Below are 18842 nucleotides of genomic sequence, written 5' to 3'. Positions count from 1 at the left end.
GAATATTTTAGCAATAATATAGATATGAATATAGAAAAATTAAAAACTGAGTTAGAATTTTTAGAAAAAGATGATTTCATAGAAAGAAATACTGGAATTAATAAAAAAGTTAGAAGTATAAAACTGACTAGAAGAGGATTTGCAAGATATCTAAGAAAACATTATAAGGATTGTAAGGGAAGGAATATTAGAGAGATACAAAAAAATATAGCCAATGAAGTAGATAAAATAGAAAAAGGAAATAGTAAAAAAATAGCTAATGATTTAGATGTTCCAATTTTAGTTGTTAATTATACATTAGAAACTTTTGAAATTGACAATTGGATAACTCTATCTCAATCTTCAAGTGAGGTAGACCGTTCTTTTTTTGTAATTAATCATGGTTTATCTAACAAATATAATTATTTCTAAAGTGAATTATGTGTTTGTGAAGATTATTAATGGAAATGTGATTTTAGAGGACTTGCCACTTCGTCTAACATAGGGTTAGCGACATCTAGGTTAAGAGATTAAGTGAAGCTTGGAATTACATATGAAAGTTTTGGAGGATGGACAAGTTATAGTAGGGTTTAGCAAGACGTCGCGAACCCTAGGGACGTTATGTGACATGTGCCCTATGTTACAAGTTTATTTTGATAAAATGTTTAAAAATAAAGGAAGGTGTTCTAGATGAATTTTGATGTTAGGAAAAGTGAAAATTTTGAAGAGGGAGTACGACAAGTAGTAATGGGGATTAAAAAAGAAATAGAAAATAGAGATAATAGTCTGATTTATATGAAGTTTAAAACTTTTTTAGGTAAGTTTGGATATGAAAGAAGAAGTAATAAATTACTTAATATAGTTGATGAGTGTTTGAATGAATATAATATTGTTGTTGTAAATAATAGTACAAGTAATCAAGAGGTTAATTGGGATGATTTATCTTATGACGAGAACATTACTTTTAAGTTTGAAAATCAAGTTATTAACAATAATGCAGGTAAGATTAAGGTAGCTTCAGGAGATAATCCTTTTAATTTATATCTTCATCAACAAGAGGCTATTAAGAGCATGAATCGAAAATATAAAAGGTTGGATTCTTTCTCCGGAATGTTAGCTATTCCTACTGGTGGGGGAAAAACATTAACTGCTATGCAGTGGCTGTTACGAAATGCGATTGGTCGTAATAAAAAAGTATTATGGATTGCTCATCGTCATGAATTACTTAATCAAGCTTTTTCCGCTTTAAATAAAAATGCTTTTTCAGATTTAGTGAAAAATATAAAAGATTTTCGCTATCGAATTATTTCTGGACAACATGATAGACCAGTTAATATTCAAAATAATGATGACTTTATTATTGCTAGCAAAGATAGCTTGTATTGTAATATGGATTATTTAATAAATAATTGGGCTAATAGTGAAGAAGAAATTTTTTTAGTAGTAGATGAAGCACATCATGCGACTGCTAAAACTTATAGGAAAGTAATAAATGAAGTTAAAAACAAAGTTAGTAAGTTTAATTTATTAGGGTTAACTGCTACTCCATTTAGAAGTTCAGATAAAGAACAGGGATTATTGAAAAAAATATTTAAGGACGATATTTTATATAAAGTTGATTTAGAACAATTAATTAATCGTGGTATTTTATCTGCTCCTATATTTAAAGAATATAATACTGAACTTAATATACATCGTGAGTTAACTGACCAAGATGTAAAAAATATTCAATCCTTTGATTTGAAAGGAGATATTGCGAAAAAGATTGCTAGTAGTAAGGAGCGGAATAATAGAATTGTAAGCCATTATATTGAAAATAAAAATAAGTATGGTAAGTTATTAGTCTTCACTATTGATATTGATCATGCTATAACTTTAAATAAGTTATTTAATCGTCGAGGAGTCTCTTCGGAGTATATTGTTTCTAGTATTAAAAATGTTCATGGGGTATCAGTTTCTCAAGAAGATAATCAGCGTAAAGTTAAACGTTTTAGAGAAGGAGAAGTTGATGTTTTAGTTAATGTGAATATTTTAACTGAGGGAGTAGATTTACCAGATGTAGAAACTGTATTTTTAACTAGACCAACAATTTCTAGTATTTTAATGACTCAGATGATCGGACGAGCTTTACGAGGGCAGAAGGCAGGAGGAACTGAAGAGGCTTATATAGTTAGTTTTATTGATAATTGGCGAGATAAGATTAATTGGGTTAATCCAGAAAAGCTATACATAGAAGAGAATGTTGATTTTAATAATGAAACAGCGGAAACAAGAGAGAAATTAATTAGATTGATTTCCATTGAGAAAATTGAAGAATTTGCCAGTATGATGGATGATTCTATTGATACTTCTAGATTAGAAGCAATTGATTTTTTAGAGCGAATTCCAATTGGATTATATTCTTTTTCTGTATTAGTATCAAATAAGAAAACAAGAGAAGATATGACTAAAAATTGTGAAGTTTTAGTTTATGATGATATGCATGATAGTTATAAAGAATTTATCAATGAGTTAGAAAGATTATTTGATTTCAATAATCTTAATAGTAAGGAAAAATTATCAGGTGATGAATTAGAAGAACTTTGCAATGAAGTCGAAAATGAATTTTTTATTGGAAAGGATTTTACTTTAGATTATAAGAGGGAAGATATTAAAGATATACTAAGATATTATGCCTTTAAGGGTGTAGAACCTCGTTTTTATGAATTTAAGAATCGTAAAAAATTTGATTTATCTAAAGAGGCTAAGTACATTTTTGAGAATGATCTTGGAGGAAGGGAAGAAGCTAATTATATTAATGATTTATGGGATTCAGAAGAAAAATCATGGTGGAAAATTCTTTTTAATCATAATAAAGATTATTTTATTAGTCAATTAAGTAAAGAAAAAAAGAAGCTTCAATTTCCTAACTTAATTGATGGAAAAAATGAAAATCCAAAAGTTGAATATGATTTAGTTGAGCTTGAAAATTTAAGTATGTCAGAATTAAGAAAAAAAGCTCCTAAACATTTTAGAAAATTACATAATGCAGTTTATGCAAGAGCAAAAGATGAAGAGGGATATTATAATTCTGCTATTAGTGATTTTAGAAGTAAAAGTAAATTACCTTTTCAAATAGACCATATTATACCTATGTCTAAAGGAGGTAAGACTACTTTAGATAATTTGCAACTATTAACTAAGAAAGAAAATGCCAAAAAATCTGATAATGTGTAATAGTATTATCTAAAACAGGGCAGGGGCCCACATCACATAACAGCAGCTTAGCGACATCCAGTTGCAGAGCATAAATGAGGGCTGGGGATGACTTATGAAATTCAGGTTGCGTTAATTAGGTTATAGAGCATTGATGGGACGTCGCGAAGCTGCGGGACGTTATATGAAAGAGCTTTAGTTGCTTTTTTTATTGATAAAATATTAAATTAGATTTATTATACATAAATATTACTTATTAAATTTAATTTTTTAGTAATAACTGATATAATTAAACTGTTATAAAAATTTGATATAATTTAAAATTAATTGGAGGTAGATAAGATATGTCTAAAGAATTTAATAATATAAAAGAAAAGTTGGAGCAAATTAAAAATTTAATGATGGAAGTTTCAGAAGATTGGGATAAACTTGATGATGATGAGTTTTATAAATTATCTAATAATTATCCAGAGTATTTACCAAGTTTTAATGAATTTAATTCTGATTTTAGCGATTGGATAAATAATTTAAAAGATGAATAAAAATTTAATTGAAGGGGGAATAACATGACTTTAAATTTCACTGATAGAGAATATCAATATATTGAAAATCAATTAGAAAAAGTAGATGGTGTTGGTAAAAAGACTGCTGCTAAAATAATTGGTTTAGTTGATAGCTTCTCAGGGTTTAGCGAAATAAATAAAAAGCATTTAGAAAGCTTATCTTATAATAGTGGTAGGAGTGTTTTAAATTCTAACCAAGTTGACGAGATAATTAGTATAATAGAGGCTATTGATTTCAATGAAGAAATAATGATTTTAGAAGTTGAAGAAATCATTTCTGATTTTATTCATTCAACCTATAAAAAGATAAAAGAATTAGATTTAGATATATTAGATATAAATCCATTTTTGATTAGAGCTTTAAAATTTGATAGTGCAGAAGAAATTATTTCATTTTATTTGTATCAACGCATTACTCGGTCTATTGTTACTTCTTGGGGAATGACAGTTGAAAAAATTGCTAAATCTTGTGGTGCTAAAGATGTTCCACGAGATGAAAATGTTGAGTATAAAGGTAAGAAGTTTGATATTAAAAAGAAAGTGAAAGATATAAGTTATTATATTCAAGTGAAAAGTGGTCCTAATACCATGAATGTTGGCATGGTAGAGTCTTTAAATGAAATGATTGGAAAAATTGAAAAGCAAGATGATACTAACAAAGGTATTTTAGGAATGACTTTTGGTAACAGGGAAGCATTATCTTCACAGATTAGCGGTAACCTCAAGAATATAGATGAGAATTCTAAAATTGGAAAAGAGTTTTGGGATTTTATTTCTCAGAAGTCTGGATTTACAGAGGAATTATTAGATATGATATCAGAAGCTTCAAAAAAATATGAAACAAAAGAAGGCGGAAAGAAGCTATCTGATTTGATTAATAAGAAGAAATCATTATTATTAAAACAATGGGAAGAGTTATATAATGGCACGGATGAAGAATCAATTAAAAAAGTTGAACAACTCAATTTATAATATAAGTTTATATTTCCAGTATATTTGGTTATAATATATATAGTAATTATTATGGAGGTTAGATGTAATGAAATATAAAGCGATTGATTTATTTTGTGGTGCTGGAGGATTTAGTAAAGGATTTGAAATGTCCGATAAATTTGAAATATTAAAAGGATATGACATTAATGAAGAAGCCTTAGAAACATTTAACTTTAATCATAGTGCTGAGGGAGTAAATTATGATATTACAGGAGAAGTGCCTGAAGAATTAAAGGATGCCAAAATTGATATTGTTATAGGATCGCCACCTTGTCAAGGTTTTAGTGATGCAAAAGGTAGTAGGAATGTAGGAGATCATAGAAATAATTTAGTATTTCATTTTATAAGATGGGTAAAAGAAATCAATCCCGATATTGTAGTGATGGAAAATGTATCAGGGATAATGACAATTAGTGATGATTTTATTAATGATATAGAAAATGAATATGAGAAAAGTGGGTATAATTTAAATTATTCAATTCTGAATTGTGCAGAGTTTGGTGTACCCCAGAAAAGGAAAAGAACTATTTTTATTGCTACTAAAAAAGGATATCCAAAACCTACTATACCACATCCTACATCTAAAAAACAATTAAATTTATTGACAAAATCAAATAATGAATATGTAGCTGATGTATTGGTAGGAGAAGCTATTTCGGATTTGCCTTCACCTACTAAAAATGGTATAAGCAATTATGATATTAAACCTAAGAATGAATATCAAGAAATTATGCGAGAAAAAAGCAATAAGATTTATAATCATATTGCTAAAGAACCTAGAGAAAAAGATATGTTTATTGTTGAAAAAATACCAGAAGGAAAAATGTATAGAAGTACTAGGTTTGGTGAAAAGTATGTTGGAGTTTGGAATTTGTTTCAAAGTGAATTTACTTATGAGCAAAGATTAGTATTGTGGTTTATAGCTAGGCATAGAGGAAGAAAGGCATATAAAGCTACAGACAAATCAGGACCTGATTATATAAAAGAAAAAACTATAATCAATAGCTTTAAAAAACAAAAAGTTTTAAATGAAGCAGCTAAGTATGGTTTTGAGAAAGTAATTGATGAAGGAATTAATATTAATAAAGATAATATTAGAAAATTGAAAGATAAAGGCTGGCTTAGAAGTAAAGACGTAAATGGAGAAATTGCTTACGATCTCAATAGTCAATCTGGTATTAGACCTAGATATATGCGGCTGAATCGTGAAGATAAATCAAATACAATTTTGACCACGGATTTTAATGCTAGAGAAAAGTTGCATCCAGTAGAAAACAGGGGGCTTTCTTTACGAGAAGGTGCAAGAATACAAAGTTTTCCTGATGATTTTATATTTAAGGGAGATTTTAAAGCTATTGCTAAGCAGATAGGAAACGCAGTACCGCCATTATTAGCTAAGCAAATTGCTTTACATGTTGAAAAATTTCTTGAAATAGAAAATGAAGAAGCTATTTAAGTAAAATAAAGTTCAAACGGGGCTGGTATTTTTAATATCAGTCTCTTTTTTTATACACCAAGCTCCTTCATATAACATGAGATTAGCGACATCTAGGTGCAGAGGATAGGGCAAGGGTAAGCACTGACTTATGAAATTTAGGAGGACAAGCAAAAGTAGAGGAGCAGTAGTGAGACGTCGCGAATCCCAGGGACGTTATACGTCATACCCTATAAAATCATTTAGAGGTGGAATTTATGTTTAAAGAAAAATCAGAAAATATATTTAAAACTAATAAAGTTCAATCTTTCATAGATGAATTTGCTGAAAAGAATTCAGATGATATTCTTCAAAAAATAAAGAATGAAAAAAAGATTTCAAGTATTCCAGATGGTTTTGAATTATTGCTTTGTAGTAATACTGATTTAAAATTAGAAATAGCAAAAATTTTAAATGAGGCTGTAAATTCATTATCTCCTTTACATTTGAAAAGATTGGACTCATTATTTAGAGAAAGGACTTCTTTGGAATGGAGTTATGATTGGGCTGAAGAAAGTCCTAATAATTTGTTAGAGTCATCAATGACCAAAAAAGAAAGGGTAACTATTTTAGGATTATGTAGTTTTCATCCTAATGGCTATTTTCGTGAAAAAGCAGTAGAAGAATTAGCAAATTTTTCTACTGGAAATGAATTTTCATATTTTTTAATTAGATTAAATGATTGGGTAGAAATTATTAGAGAAAAAGTAATTGATAAAGTAAAAAACTATATAAATTCAATAAATACTAAAGTTGTAATTGATAATTTGCCTTTGATTTTTCACTTAAGAAAATGCAAACGTTATGATCATTCTAATATTATTAATGAAATCATTTCAATATTTTCTAATGAAGAAGCTTACTCAAAATTGAAAAGAGGGTTTAATTCAGATGATGAAAAGATTCGTAGATATTGCTATAAAATAGCGATTGAGAAAGAGATTTTTAATAATAAAGAAATAATAGACTATATTTTAACTGACCTTTCTGCTTATAACAGATTATTTGCAATTCGTAAACTTAAAGAACGTGTAAGCTTAAAAGATTTTGAATATTTTATTCAATCATTTTTATCAGATAATTATGCTCCAATTCGAAAAAAAATACTTGAAATATTTTATAAGTTTGATCCGCAGAAGAGCATAAAAAGATTAAAAGAGGCTTTATTAGATGAAAATGGTTCAGTTAGAGAAATAGCACGTTATTTTTTAAGAAAACATTGCAATTATGATTTTAAGTCTTTTTACCGAAGTATTTTAAAAAATGAAGATATTTGTATAGGGGCTATTTATGGTATTGGAGAGACTGGGAATTCTGATGATACAAGATATATTTCTTCTTTTTTAAACCATGATAAAGTTAGTATAGTTAAAGCGGCAATATATTCTCTTGCTAAATTGAATTTTGAGGAATATAAAGATCAATTTATTTTATTACTGGCTGATGAAAGGCCGGGAGTTTCAAAACAAGCTAAAATAGTTTTACAAGATAAAATTTATAAGAGTGATGCTAAGAGGATTTATAAAATTTTTAATAAAAATAAGATGACCCATATTAAGAGAAATACAGCCAGCTTAATTTGTTCTGTAAAAAACAAGTGGGAAGTGCTGATATATATATTAGAAATTTGTACAAATAATAATGATAAGATTTCTAATGTTGGTTATTCAGCATTAAGTAGATGGAAAAGAAAGTGTAATGAAATATTTGTTTCGCCAACTAAAAATCAAATTTTGAATTTAGAAAAAGCTTTGAATGATTATGGTGATAGTATTGAGAAAGAAGATAAAAATTTAATAGAATACCATTTAGGTTTTTTCAAATGACCGGGTACGACGTATAACATGGGGTTAGCGACATCTAGGCTAAGAGGATAGGTGAAGCTAGGAGTTACATATGAAATTTTAGAGGATGGACAAGTTATAGGTAGAGGGAGCTAGACGTCGCGAACCCCAGGGACGTTAGGTGAAATTGTAGTTTCCGTTATTTTTTATTATGGTCGAGGGGGATTAACTATGAGATTAAAATCACCTGAAATTCAAGTTGAAGAGAATAGTCCTTTTGAAAAAGATGTTTTAAATAGAAGAGAAAGTGCAGAAATATTAACCAATTTGGTTTCGTCTACGGAAAAATCTTTCGTACTAGCTATTAATTCTGAATGGGGAACTGGGAAAACGACTTTTTTGAGGATGTGGGAAAAGTATTTAGAGAATAAAGGATTTACCACTTTATTTTTTAATGCTTGGAGAAATGATTTTAGTAACGATGCTCTTGTTTCTTTAATAGGAGAGATCGAAACGGCAATTAAAGAAGTAAAAAAAGAACATGATGAAATATCTGATTTAGAGAGATATATGGAAAAGATTAAAGATACTGGTACAACTTTAATGAAAGATGCTATTCCAACTACTTTAAAGATAGCTACATCTGGGATTATAGATTTAAATAATGCAACTGAAGATGATATTGCTAAACTTACTCAAAATATTGCAAGTAATCAAATAAAAAAACATGAAGAGGCTAAAAACACTATTGAACAATTTAAAGAATATTTATTTGATTTTGCTGATGAAATAACAAAGATAGATGGAGAAGATGGAAAACCTTTAATCTTTTTTATAGATGAACTAGATCGCTGTCGTCCTAATTATGCTTTAGAAATTTTAGAAAATGCAAAACATTTTTTTAATGTTGATAATATTATTTTTGTATTAGGAATTGATAAAAACCAAATTGGAAATTCAATAAAAGCAATTTATGGTTCTGGTATGGAAGCAGATGGATATTTGCGAAGATTTATTGATTTAAATTATTCTTTACCAAAACCAGAAAAAGGTTTATTTGCTAAAGCATTATTTAATAAATTTGGATTTTCAGAATATTTTAAAAGTAGAAAAAATCATTCAAGTAAGGCTAAAAAAGATAAAGAATATTTTTTAAAAAGTGCTTCTGAGTTATTTAATTTATTTGATTTTAGTTTGAGAGTTAGGGAACAATGTTTTTCTCAAATGAGTATAGTTTTTAAAACAATTCCCAAAGATAAATATTTATATCCTACTTTATTAACTATTTTAGTTTCTTTAAAAAATTATGATAATAGTTTGTATCAAGATTATGTAAAAGGGGAGGTAGGATCAAAAAAATTATTAAGTTATTTAAAAGAATTGTCTAATGCTAATGAATTTTTTAGTGATGAACCAAGAGGGCATGATAAACTAGTTGAATCACATCTAATATATTATGATCAAACAAATGAAAAAGATGATATAATTGGTGAATATGAAGAAGTTAGAAGTAATTCTGATGAATTCAATTTTACTAGAGAAGAGAGAATATTAGAATTAATAGGTCATCATAGTAGTAATCATCATACTGATAAGCCAGATTATTTAGTTGAAAAAATTGAGATTACCGATAGATTTACAGATAGATGATAGATTTTTCAAACTACAACTTCACCTAACATAGGGTTAGCGACATCTAGGCTAAGAGGTTAGGCAAGGTTAGGAATTACATATGTAAGTTTTATAGAAAGGACAAGTTATAGGAGGGTTGAGGTAGACGTCGCGAACCCTAGGGACGTTATGTGAAATACAAAATCAAGTAAGGAGTTGATAAAGTGTTATCTTTAGTGGTTAGTGTTTAACAAGTTATATTATTATAAATTACTATTATATTAGGGGTTTATAGGTGATTTTTAAAGCTACAAGTGAGTATAATAAGTACGAAGTTTAACTATTATAATTTATTTATTTTTAGTGTTGAATTATTACTTTAAGCCCCCTATAATAAAGTTAAATAACATGTTAAACATATTAATTAAGGGGTGCTTACTATTGGAGTTAAATGTAGTAGAGAGAAATGGTGAAGAAAAAGTTGTTTTGCTTAATGATGATATGGAGATTGTAAAGCCTATTTATGATTATTTAAAGCACCTTAAATTAAAGGATAGAGCTAAAAATACTATTAGGGCTTATGGTAGAGATTTAAAACTTTATTGGGAGTTTTTAGAACAGAAAGGTTATGATTATAGGAATGTTACTCCTAGGGATATTGGAGGGTTTATAGAATTTTTAAGAGAGCCTGATTATGAGCATGATGAAAAAGTAAGTCATTTGAATGTTGAGAGCAAAAGAAGTAATAAAACGATTAATCGGATTTTAAGTACGGTTTATAATTTTTATAAATATTGTTCTATGGTATTAGAAGTAGATAATCCAATTTTAAAAGAAGAGGTTGAACGCCCTAGTGATATGTTTAAAAGTCTTTTGCATCATATCAAAAGTGATAATAAAACTAAACGGTCTATTTTCAAAGTCAAAGAAAGTGAATATAGAGTAAAAATACTGGACAATCAAGAGGTTAAAAAGTTTTTAGATAATTTAAATACTTGGCGGGATAAACTGATTTTTAAAGTAATGTATTTGTCGGGAGCTAGAATACAGGAAGTTTTAGATTTAAAGATTGAGGATATACCAAGGGTTACTCCTTCTTTGGAAGAAGAAGGTGTAGCAGTTTTAGAGGAGATTGAAAGCAAAGGGAAACGTAGAGATTTATATATGCCAGTTAGTTTAGTTAATGAAATAGATGATTTTATTATGGAAGAACGGTTAGGCATTGAAACAGAGCATAATTATCTTTTTGTAGCTCAACAAAGCAGATATTTAGGGAAACCATTAACTTATCGGGCTATATATGGGGTTTTTAAGCGGGTGCAGAAGAAAACGGGAATAAAGTTTAACTTCCACGATTTAAGGCATACCTGTATTACTAGATTGATGGAGAAAGGAATGGATGCTTCAGTAGCTAAAAGGATTGCTGGCCATAAATATCTATCTACTACTCAACAATATACTCACTTATCGAACAATTATGTTAAAAATGCTATGGATGAGTATTGGCAGGAAACTGATTTACTAGAAGGTGATAGTGATGTTTGATAATATGCCCCAGGGAGATAAATGGAAACTGGTTGATGATGATGAAAATTCGGTTAATTATGAAGAAAAGTTTAATTTTGATTTTTCTTATATAGAAAGTGAAGAGATAAAAAAGGTGGTTAAAAGTTATGTTTGGAGGAATTATAAGGAAAATAGGAACAGTTTGAGGTATTTATATAACCAGGTTAGTAGTTTTAAATATTTCAACCAATTTGCTGTTCAAAACAATATATACTCTTTAAAAAATTTAACAAATGATGATGTAGAAAAATTTTTATCTTTTCTTGCAACACAAGTTTCTGAAAGAACTGGTGAACCTTTGTCTTATCGGTTTCAAAGACATTGTTTTAATAGCCTAAAACAAGTTGTTCAATGGGGCAAAATATATATGCCCGATATGGTTCCCAAAAAAGAAATATTTGCAGGCAATGAGTTTACTGGAGTAAATAAAAATAGAGAAACTGATTTTATCCCTGATAATGTATTAAGGCAGATAAATTCTGCTTTAAAAGAAGAAGAAAACCCTTATATAAAATATGGGTTTGTAATTTTGCAGACAACAGGTATGAGAATATCCGACATGCTTAATTTGAAAGAAGATTGTTTAGAACAACATCCAATTTCTGGTTGGATTTTATCCTGGTATAATCACAAAAGCAGAAAACCTCAACGAAATAAAGTGCCTAAAGAATGTGCTGAAGCTGTCCAGAATTTAATTGAGGGAACCGAAAAATATCGAGAAGAAGTTGATAGTGAACTTGAAGATTATATTTTGATTCATAGAGTTCCTACAGGTCCTAAAGCAGGTGAAATAAATAATATATCTCCCGAAACATATCGCAAATGGATTGACAATTTCGTTGAGGAACACAATATCCGAGGTTCAGATGGAGAGTTATATAATTTAACCCCAACACAGTTTCGCAGAACTCTTGCAACTGATATGTATTCGGAAGGTAGAAACTTACTTGATATTAAAGAGGTTTTAGGTCATTCAAGTCCCGAAACAACAGGGAAACACTATGCAGATATTAAAGGTAAAGAGAGAGCAGAAGTTTTTAATGAAATAGGGATTATAGGAGATATAAATAAAGTTAATCAAGAAGTCATAGAAGATAAAAAGACTTTAGAATGGTTTGAGGAAAATAAAGACAGTAAAGCTAGAATGGTTGATGGTTACTGCACTAAACCTATCGAAGAAGAAGGCAAAGTTTGCGATAGGTTGAAGAAAAAACGCCAATGTTTTACCTGTAAGCACTATATAACTACTCCCGAATACCTAGAAACTCATAAAAAACATTTGAAGGAGCTACAGAAGGAGTTAAAGAACAATGAATATGGGAAACACTATGCTGACCATTTAAAGCCTATTATAGAGGTTTTAAAAGAAATTATAGCTAGATTGGAGGAAATACAGAATGTCAGTTAGTTTACAGCAATTAAAGCCTATAACCGAAGATGTAAGTTTAGATGAAATAACTATCGGCAACTCCAAATTTAAAGATGATGTCTGGGATTTAACTCCGTATATGGAAGATGTAAATATTAGAAAAAATAAAAAGAAGGTAGATTTTTCTTATATAGAAAGTGAAGATATGAAGTTTACCGTCAAGCAGTATGCCTATCATAGATTAGGCGAAGTGAAGCCAAGAACAGTTTTTACTAAAATAAATGGCCGCTTACCTCGATTTATTGAATTTTGCAGTAAAAATAATATTTCTTCTTTTACGGAAGTTACTAAAAAAATATTTTTAGACTATGTAAATTGGTTAAAAGAAGATTACGAAATCAATCAAGGGAAAAATCTTTCCCGAAAAGCTGGTTATAAAGCTACTCTAATAGTTCAAAATATCATTAAAAAAGGACAAACTAAAGATTGGAAGGTATCACAGATTAGTTTTGACGATGTTAGTGCCAATAAGTTATGGGAACCGCAGAAAGGCAGAAAACAGCGGAAGACCAAACCAATACCTAAAGATGTTTTTAACCAGATATTAGATAGTGCAGTTAATGGAGATTCTAGTTTTTTAACTAGAGCAGGCATAATTATCCAAAGCCAAACAGGATTAAGGATTTCGGAAGTTTTATCTATCGAAGAAGGCTGCATTAAAAATACTTCCGAAGACAATGATTATATGGAAATGATAATTAGCAAAACAGAAAATGAACCAGTAAAACACAAGGTGTTCGTCAATGACCTAGTTAAAAAAACAGTAAAAGAGCTTGAAGAATATACTAAAGATTTAAGAGAAGAAAGTGGATTAAAAAAATTGTTTTTATACAAATACGGAAAAATCAGACCATTAAAAGGACAAAAGTTTAATGAAAACCGAATAAAAACCTTCGTAAAACAAAATGACATTAGAGGGAAAGATGGTGAATTATATCCTATTCACACTCACCAATTTAGAGCGACTTTCGTTCGAGAATTGATAAAACAAGGAGTGTCTATAGGGCATATTAAAAAGCATTTCAATCATGTGTCTATAGAAATGACCGACCACTATTTATCTTTAGAACAGGATGAGATTAAAGATAAGTTCGGGGAATTAGTATTAGACCCTGATTCCAAAATAGCTGGAAAAAGAGCCGATGAAATTGAACAAACTTTGCAGGAAGAATTTAAAGGGAAAACCGAAGAAGAGATTGACCGGTTGATTGAAGATTTATCTAAAACTATGAGTTTCAATCCTCTTCCCACAGGCGTTTGTTTGTATGATTTCAGGCGAGGGAATTGCACTGATGGGAACGGATGCTTTATGTATAATTGCTCTAATTATGTTACCGAGGTTACTTTCTATCCTGTTTTAAAAAAGGAGCTAGAACTTATAGAGAAAAAAATGAGCCGATTTAAGGAACTAGATAGAGAAAGAGATTGGCAAAGACAAAAACTTAAATATGACCATCTCAAACCTCTTGTAGAGGATTTAGAAGAAAAAATGGATATGGTTGATTTAAAGGATTTGAAAGGAGAACTTGATGAAGAAACTTATAATAGATTGGAGGCGAAAATCAATGGCAAAGAGGGAGCAAACTAAAGGACTGAAAGAACACGCTAAAAAGCGGAACCAGGAAACCATTGAGAAAGTTAATAAAGCCATTGATAAGCTAAAAAGATCTAAAACTAAAGATGTTACTTTTGTAGCGGTTGCAGAGGAAGCAGGAGTGGCAAAGGCTACCCTATACAACAATGACTGCTTAAAGGAGCGTATAATGAGTTTGAGAGAAACTTCTAAAGGTGTTCCCGAAGACCGAGTTCCTAAAGATGAGCTGGAGAAAAAGAATGAAAAGATTAAAGAGCTGTATGAGGAAATTAAAGAATTGAAAGAAGACAAGCAGAAGTTGGTTGAACAGTTAGTTGAGATGGAAGAGTTAAAAGATGAAAATGAGAGATTAAGAGAGGAAATTGAGAGGTTAAAAAATTAATATAAAGGGGGGATTATATGACTCAAAATGATGATGAATACTATAAAAAAGTTATAAAGAATAGTAAAATAAGGTCTAATTTATGGACTAGTTTAAATGGAAAAAGCATTATAACAATGAGATATATATTTGAAAGTAATTACCAAGATATAAAGGATAAATTTAAAGAAATCCAAGATTTTAATAATACCATAGAAAGAATAAAAGATAATTTTTTAAATGAACAAATAAAAAAATCTTTTATCCAGCATTTATTTAATTTTTTTATTTCAGCTAAATCTTTTATTGAACATATAAAGAGGTTTATCGAAAAGACTAAAAAAGATGTTAATGATAGTGAATATTTGAAAAGGTATAATAATGTTAAAAATAAGATTAACGACTTTAATAATGGTAACTTTGCTAATTTTATTAGGTGTTTTAGAAATTATATTATTCATGAGGGATTACCTTTTCTTAATTCATCAGTTGATTTTAAAATTGGGGAAAATAAAAAAGGACAGGTTGAAGAAATTAATAATATTTTTTTAATTGATATAAGTTTGCTAATAGAAAATAAAGCTTTTAATAAAGAAGCAAAACAGTATTTAAATACTTTAGAAAAGAGAGAAGAAATTGATTTAGCTTTTATTGTTGACAATATATATAAAAAGAATTTAGAAATATTTAAATTATTTAAATTTGAAATGATGAAAAATCAAATAGATAAAGCTAATAATAAAGGTTTTTTTGTCGATGGTCAAGGAGGTAAAATTAAATAATTATGTCTCTTTCTATGCAACTAGTTGTAAGTTATTTCCACCAAGACCTAAAGTATCGTAAACTTGTTCTTTAGGAATCCCCTTTTTTCCAGCTTCGTGAATATAATCAATTAGCTTTTTAAAAAAATATTTGCTAGCTAAGTCAAGGAAATAGCTTAATCTTTCTTCATCTGGTGAAAGGATTTTTAGAATTTCAATATAGTTATAAGCTAGATAGACTATTTGCAAATATCTAATTATAGACTTTAAAGAATGGAGTCTATAGTCAGCGAGCCCTAATTCATTTTTGAAATAAAAATAACTAGTTTCAATCTCCCAACGCTTAGAATAGTACTTTATGATAGTTTCTTTATCTAGACTTAAATCAGTGGTTAAGATACATTTAGGAGCATTATCGAGAGAACCACCGTTTTCCCAACATAATAAGAGTTTAACATCATCAACATTTGCTACTCGTCCTTCATACTCATAAACATAGTAAAATTCATCATCAACAGATATGAAATCTAAATCATCAAGATCGATTCTAGGATAAAAATCAGAAATTTTAATGCTTTCACCATTGTGGTCAATGCTATAATTTACAGGTGTTGCTCCAATATAATCATAACCTTTGTCCAAGGAAAAATTTATGAACTCTTCAGCATTGTACCAGCAGTCTGCCATAACGTAGATATCCTGATTAGAATTATAATATTCATCAAACTGTTCTATTAGATTCTGTCCTAGTTCTACTTTTGTATTAAATTCTTCGTTATTTTCTTGGCAGTAATCATTCTTTAGATAAAGCTCAAAGTCTAGAGGCATAGAAACTTTTCCAATTGATAAATGAGAACTGGTTATGCAGTGAGAGCACCAATATTCTTCATCAGCTGAATTAGGAGCTTTATGAAAACCAGTTCCCTCCATTTGGGTATTATCTTCTGATTGAGGGAGTAAAGTATCATCAATTATCAGAAAACCAGTTTCATCATTCTCAGCTTTTTTGCTAGCGAAATTAATAGATTCTTCAATCCTGTTTTCATTGGTTATATCACTTAACCAAGAATTAGACATTAAAAATCTAGATATACAACTTTGATCAAGAGAATCAAAAGTAGCATCTTCTAAATTAGATAAATTTTTTTCGCCATCAGAGTCGATTATGCTTGATGTCAGATTATAAATATGATTATACTGTGGCTCTGTTACTGGGAAATTCATATTTCCCAAACAGTTGTCAGTGGTAGGATAAACTTCAATCCTACCTTCTAGCTTAAACTGGGGACATATAACTACTATATGCTCCCGGATTTAGTCTAAGAGCAGGTTGGGGTTTAACCTGCGATAAAGATTAAAGTCATTTGATATACTGTCATCAGGCATAAGTTTATCTCCTTTCTTTTTATTTGGTGTGGTTACCAATATTTTATCAAAGGAGATGACTTATGCCTACCTTTATTTTAATTAATGGATAATATTAACAAATGACTGCATAGAAGGAGGTTAGCAAAAGGGGATTCTTGCATTAGAATAGAAAATGCTGCAGAATCCTAAAACCGATCAAGAGATAGAGTAGATGCTTTTTATATTAGAAAAGCAAATATAGGGTGAAAGATTAAGTTATGTGGCAGCGTATTTGTTTGAAGCAAGTCCAGTAGTGAAGCCTAGGTTTTATTTTGTGTTAGGCTCATTTTTCAGGTGAAGATGCTCAGTTTTAGAGCCAAATTTTTGGGTATAGTGAAGTTGAAAACACATTTAAAGAACCATTTTAGAGGAGATATCTACTCTATCTCTTTCAGTTTATCGCTTTCTTAAGTTATAGAATTTTAGTTGTAAGAGAATTCTAATTAGAGCTGTTGAAAAGGGATTGTGGAAGAAAAAAATTATTAGCGTAGTCGCAGTAGAATGGGTTAAGCATATTATTGGAAATGCTGCAGAAACCTATAACCGACCAAGAGATAGAGTAGATGCTTTTTTATATTAGAAAAGCAAATATAGAGTGAAAGCTTATATAAGTTATTTGATAGTATATTTGTTTGAAGCAAGTCCAATAGCGAGACCTTAGGTTATATTTTGGTGTTAGTTTAATTTTATAGAAGAAGATGCTCAGTTTTAGAGGTGAATTTTTGAGCATGGTGAAGTTAAAAACACATTTAAGAACCATTTTAGGGAATGATATCTACTCTATCTCTTTCGGTTTGTCGCTTTTCTTAAGTTATAAAATTTTAGTTGTAAGAGAAATCTAGTTAGAGTTGTTGAGAAGGAATTGTGGAAGAAAAAGATTATTAGCGTAGTTGTAGTAGAATGGTTTCAGCATAGTTTAAAAGTGCTTGCATGAGTTTTGGGGATTATAGAAAACATTTTTGCTAACTATATCATATAACATGGGCTTAGCGACATCTAGGCATAGAGGATAGAGCAGGGTTGCAGCACTGACTTATGAAATTCAGGAGAATATGCAAAGTATAGGAGCAGTAGCGAGACGTCGCGAAGCCCAGGGACGTTAGGCGAAACTCCTGCCTGGTTGCTAGTTTATAACGAATATTTAGATTATTATTTTAGTGTAGATCTGGGGAATATATCAAGGATTGAGTAAGGAATCAATCTATACTTTTTAGCTTTAGTTAGAGAAAAGCGACAGATTAATATCAGCACTTTTTATAATCGAGGGTAGATGATGTGGAAGGAGAAATCATTTACTTATTTTTTTTGATTTTCCCAGGAATAATATAGATTTATTAGGAATTTTGTTATGTAAGGATAGAGTTTCAACTGCGCCCCTCAAATAAGTTTTAGTAGTACAAGATTTTAGAGGATATAATAGTTGAATTATTCTTAATTTTTGGACAAGGTAAAAGAGTAATTATTAAGTTTTCGGTAGTGAATAAAGGAGAGAGAACAGATTTGAGGATAAGTTAGGAGCTTAAATTTAATTTGCTCTGCTATACAAAATGATATTTGGCAGCGAATAATTGAAGATTAAAGTTTTTAGTTTTGTTCATTCACTAATTTTGTAGGTTTGGGGAAGCAGATTTATCCTGGAGTTTGAGAGGCTAGGATTTAGTGTTAAGAGCAGTTAGTAGTTTTTCAGAGGGACAGCTTAGTTACCGTTTTATTTTTCTGAAGTGTATCTATGGTAGAAATTAGTGCTGATATTAATCTTTGGACTAAGTTTTGTGCATTTGATATATTAAGTTGAAATAACAGAGTTAGAGTGTAATTTAGGGTTAAGTTCAAATGAGCGTAACGAGGGGTGGAGGTTGGAAAGTAGGATTTATGATCAAGACGTGCGGCAGGAAGGATCGCCTAACATGACATTGACGACATTAGTTGCAGGTGCATGCCAAGATTTATAAAAGTGACTTATAAAATTAATTATGCATAAAAAGTGTTTTGGGGGCATTATATAAACGTCGTAAGATGTCAGGGACGTTATACGCAAGAAATAGTTAAGTTGAATTATTAGCTATAAAAATTTAATTATAGGTATCAGTTTTGAGATAAAGGTTCGTAAATACTTGTGCAGAGA

Annotated in this window: 13 protein-coding genes; 12 read left to right on the top strand and 1 reads right to left on the bottom strand. The window is 29.6% G+C overall.

Features of this window, described 5'->3' with window-relative positions; genetic code table 11:
• The 12 genes from JOC47_RS14685 to JOC47_RS14630 form a co-directional block, all read left to right on the top strand.
• A partial coding sequence (locus tag JOC47_RS14685) for a hypothetical protein (protein ID WP_204703128.1) occupies positions 1-411 on the top strand: 411 nt, incomplete at its 5' end.
• Between the two features lie 258 nt (positions 412-669).
• Positions 670-3195, top strand: a complete 2526-nt coding sequence (locus JOC47_RS14680; protein ID WP_204703127.1) for a DEAD/DEAH box helicase family protein — start codon at positions 670-672, stop codon at positions 3193-3195.
• 323 nt (positions 3196-3518) lie between these two features.
• Positions 3519-3716, top strand: coding sequence for a hypothetical protein (locus JOC47_RS14675; RefSeq protein ID WP_204703126.1), 198 nt, complete (start codon positions 3519-3521; stop codon positions 3714-3716).
• A 24-nt stretch (positions 3717-3740) separates the two neighbouring features.
• Positions 3741-4709, top strand: coding sequence for a PmeII family type II restriction endonuclease (locus tag JOC47_RS14670; RefSeq protein ID WP_204703125.1), 969 nt, complete (start codon positions 3741-3743; stop codon positions 4707-4709).
• A 67-nt stretch (positions 4710-4776) separates the two neighbouring features.
• Entirely contained in the window at positions 4777-6186 is a 1410-nt protein-coding gene (locus tag JOC47_RS14665) for a DNA cytosine methyltransferase (RefSeq protein ID WP_204703124.1), read from the top strand.
• A 236-nt stretch (positions 6187-6422) separates the two neighbouring features.
• Complete coding sequence (locus tag JOC47_RS14660) at positions 6423-8030, top strand: HEAT repeat domain-containing protein (RefSeq protein WP_204703122.1); 1608 nt, start codon at positions 6423-6425, stop codon at positions 8028-8030.
• A 189-nt stretch (positions 8031-8219) separates the two neighbouring features.
• Positions 8220-9638, top strand: coding sequence for a KAP family P-loop NTPase fold protein (locus JOC47_RS14655; protein WP_204703121.1), 1419 nt, complete (start codon positions 8220-8222; stop codon positions 9636-9638).
• A gap of 402 nt (positions 9639-10040) precedes the next feature.
• Positions 10041-11144, top strand: coding sequence for a tyrosine-type recombinase/integrase (locus JOC47_RS14650; protein ID WP_204703119.1), 1104 nt, complete (start codon positions 10041-10043; stop codon positions 11142-11144).
• Positions 11137-12573, top strand: a complete 1437-nt coding sequence (locus JOC47_RS14645; RefSeq protein WP_204703117.1) for a tyrosine-type recombinase/integrase — start codon at positions 11137-11139, stop codon at positions 12571-12573. Before JOC47_RS14650 ends, JOC47_RS14645 begins: the two co-directional genes overlap by 8 nt.
• A complete protein-coding gene (locus JOC47_RS14640) occupies positions 12563-14182 on the top strand; it encodes a tyrosine-type recombinase/integrase (protein WP_204703115.1) in 1620 nt (539 codons plus the stop codon). Before JOC47_RS14645 ends, JOC47_RS14640 begins: the two co-directional genes overlap by 11 nt.
• Positions 14160-14570 (top strand): DUF6262 family protein, encoded by a 411-nt coding sequence (locus JOC47_RS14635; RefSeq protein WP_204703113.1) that lies wholly within the window; start codon positions 14160-14162, stop codon positions 14568-14570. Before JOC47_RS14640 ends, JOC47_RS14635 begins: the two co-directional genes overlap by 23 nt.
• Positions 14571-14587: 17 nt before the next feature.
• The gene (locus JOC47_RS14630) at positions 14588-15331 is read left to right on the top strand and encodes a hypothetical protein (protein WP_204703111.1); all 744 of its coding nucleotides are present in this window, start codon (positions 14588-14590) and stop codon (positions 15329-15331) included.
• A 12-nt stretch (positions 15332-15343) separates the two neighbouring features.
• Here the strand turns inward: JOC47_RS14630 and JOC47_RS14625 are convergent, their stop codons facing one another.
• A complete protein-coding gene (locus tag JOC47_RS14625; RefSeq protein WP_204703109.1) occupies positions 15344-16534 on the bottom strand; it encodes a transposase in 1191 nt (396 codons plus the stop codon).
• Positions 16535-18842: the final 2308 nt, after the last annotated feature.

Origin of the sequence: Halanaerobacter jeridensis (assembly GCF_016908315.1) — a bacterium.
Classification (GTDB): domain Bacteria; phylum Bacillota; class Halanaerobiia; order Halobacteroidales; family Halobacteroidaceae; genus Halanaerobacter; species Halanaerobacter jeridensis.
The sequence above is the reverse complement of the archived record's forward strand: the minus strand, read 5'-3'. Positions and strand labels throughout refer to the sequence as shown.

Bases quoted from the DNA above. Each gene is read 5' to 3' on its own strand.
- JOC47_RS14680 (WP_204703127.1), top strand. From the start codon at position 670: ATGAATTTTGATGTTAGGAAAAGTGAAAATTTTGAAGAGGGAGTACGA.
- JOC47_RS14675 (WP_204703126.1), top strand. From the start codon at position 3,519: ATGTCTAAAGAATTTAATAATATAAAAGAAAAGTTGGAGCAAATTAAA.
- JOC47_RS14670 (WP_204703125.1), top strand. From the start codon at position 3,741: ATGACTTTAAATTTCACTGATAGAGAATATCAATATATTGAAAATCAA.
- JOC47_RS14665 (WP_204703124.1), top strand. From the start codon at position 4,777: ATGAAATATAAAGCGATTGATTTATTTTGTGGTGCTGGAGGATTTAGT.
- JOC47_RS14660 (WP_204703122.1), top strand. From the start codon at position 6,423: ATGTTTAAAGAAAAATCAGAAAATATATTTAAAACTAATAAAGTTCAA.
- JOC47_RS14655 (WP_204703121.1), top strand. From the start codon at position 8,220: ATGAGATTAAAATCACCTGAAATTCAAGTTGAAGAGAATAGTCCTTTT.
- JOC47_RS14645 (WP_204703117.1), top strand. From the start codon at position 11,137: ATGTTTGATAATATGCCCCAGGGAGATAAATGGAAACTGGTTGATGAT.
- JOC47_RS14640 (WP_204703115.1), top strand. From the start codon at position 12,563: ATGTCAGTTAGTTTACAGCAATTAAAGCCTATAACCGAAGATGTAAGT.
- JOC47_RS14635 (WP_204703113.1), top strand. From the start codon at position 14,160: ATGGCAAAGAGGGAGCAAACTAAAGGACTGAAAGAACACGCTAAAAAG.
- JOC47_RS14630 (WP_204703111.1), top strand. From the start codon at position 14,588: ATGACTCAAAATGATGATGAATACTATAAAAAAGTTATAAAGAATAGT.
- JOC47_RS14625 (WP_204703109.1), bottom strand. From the start codon at position 16,534: ATGAATTTCCCAGTAACAGAGCCACAGTATAATCATATTTATAATCTG.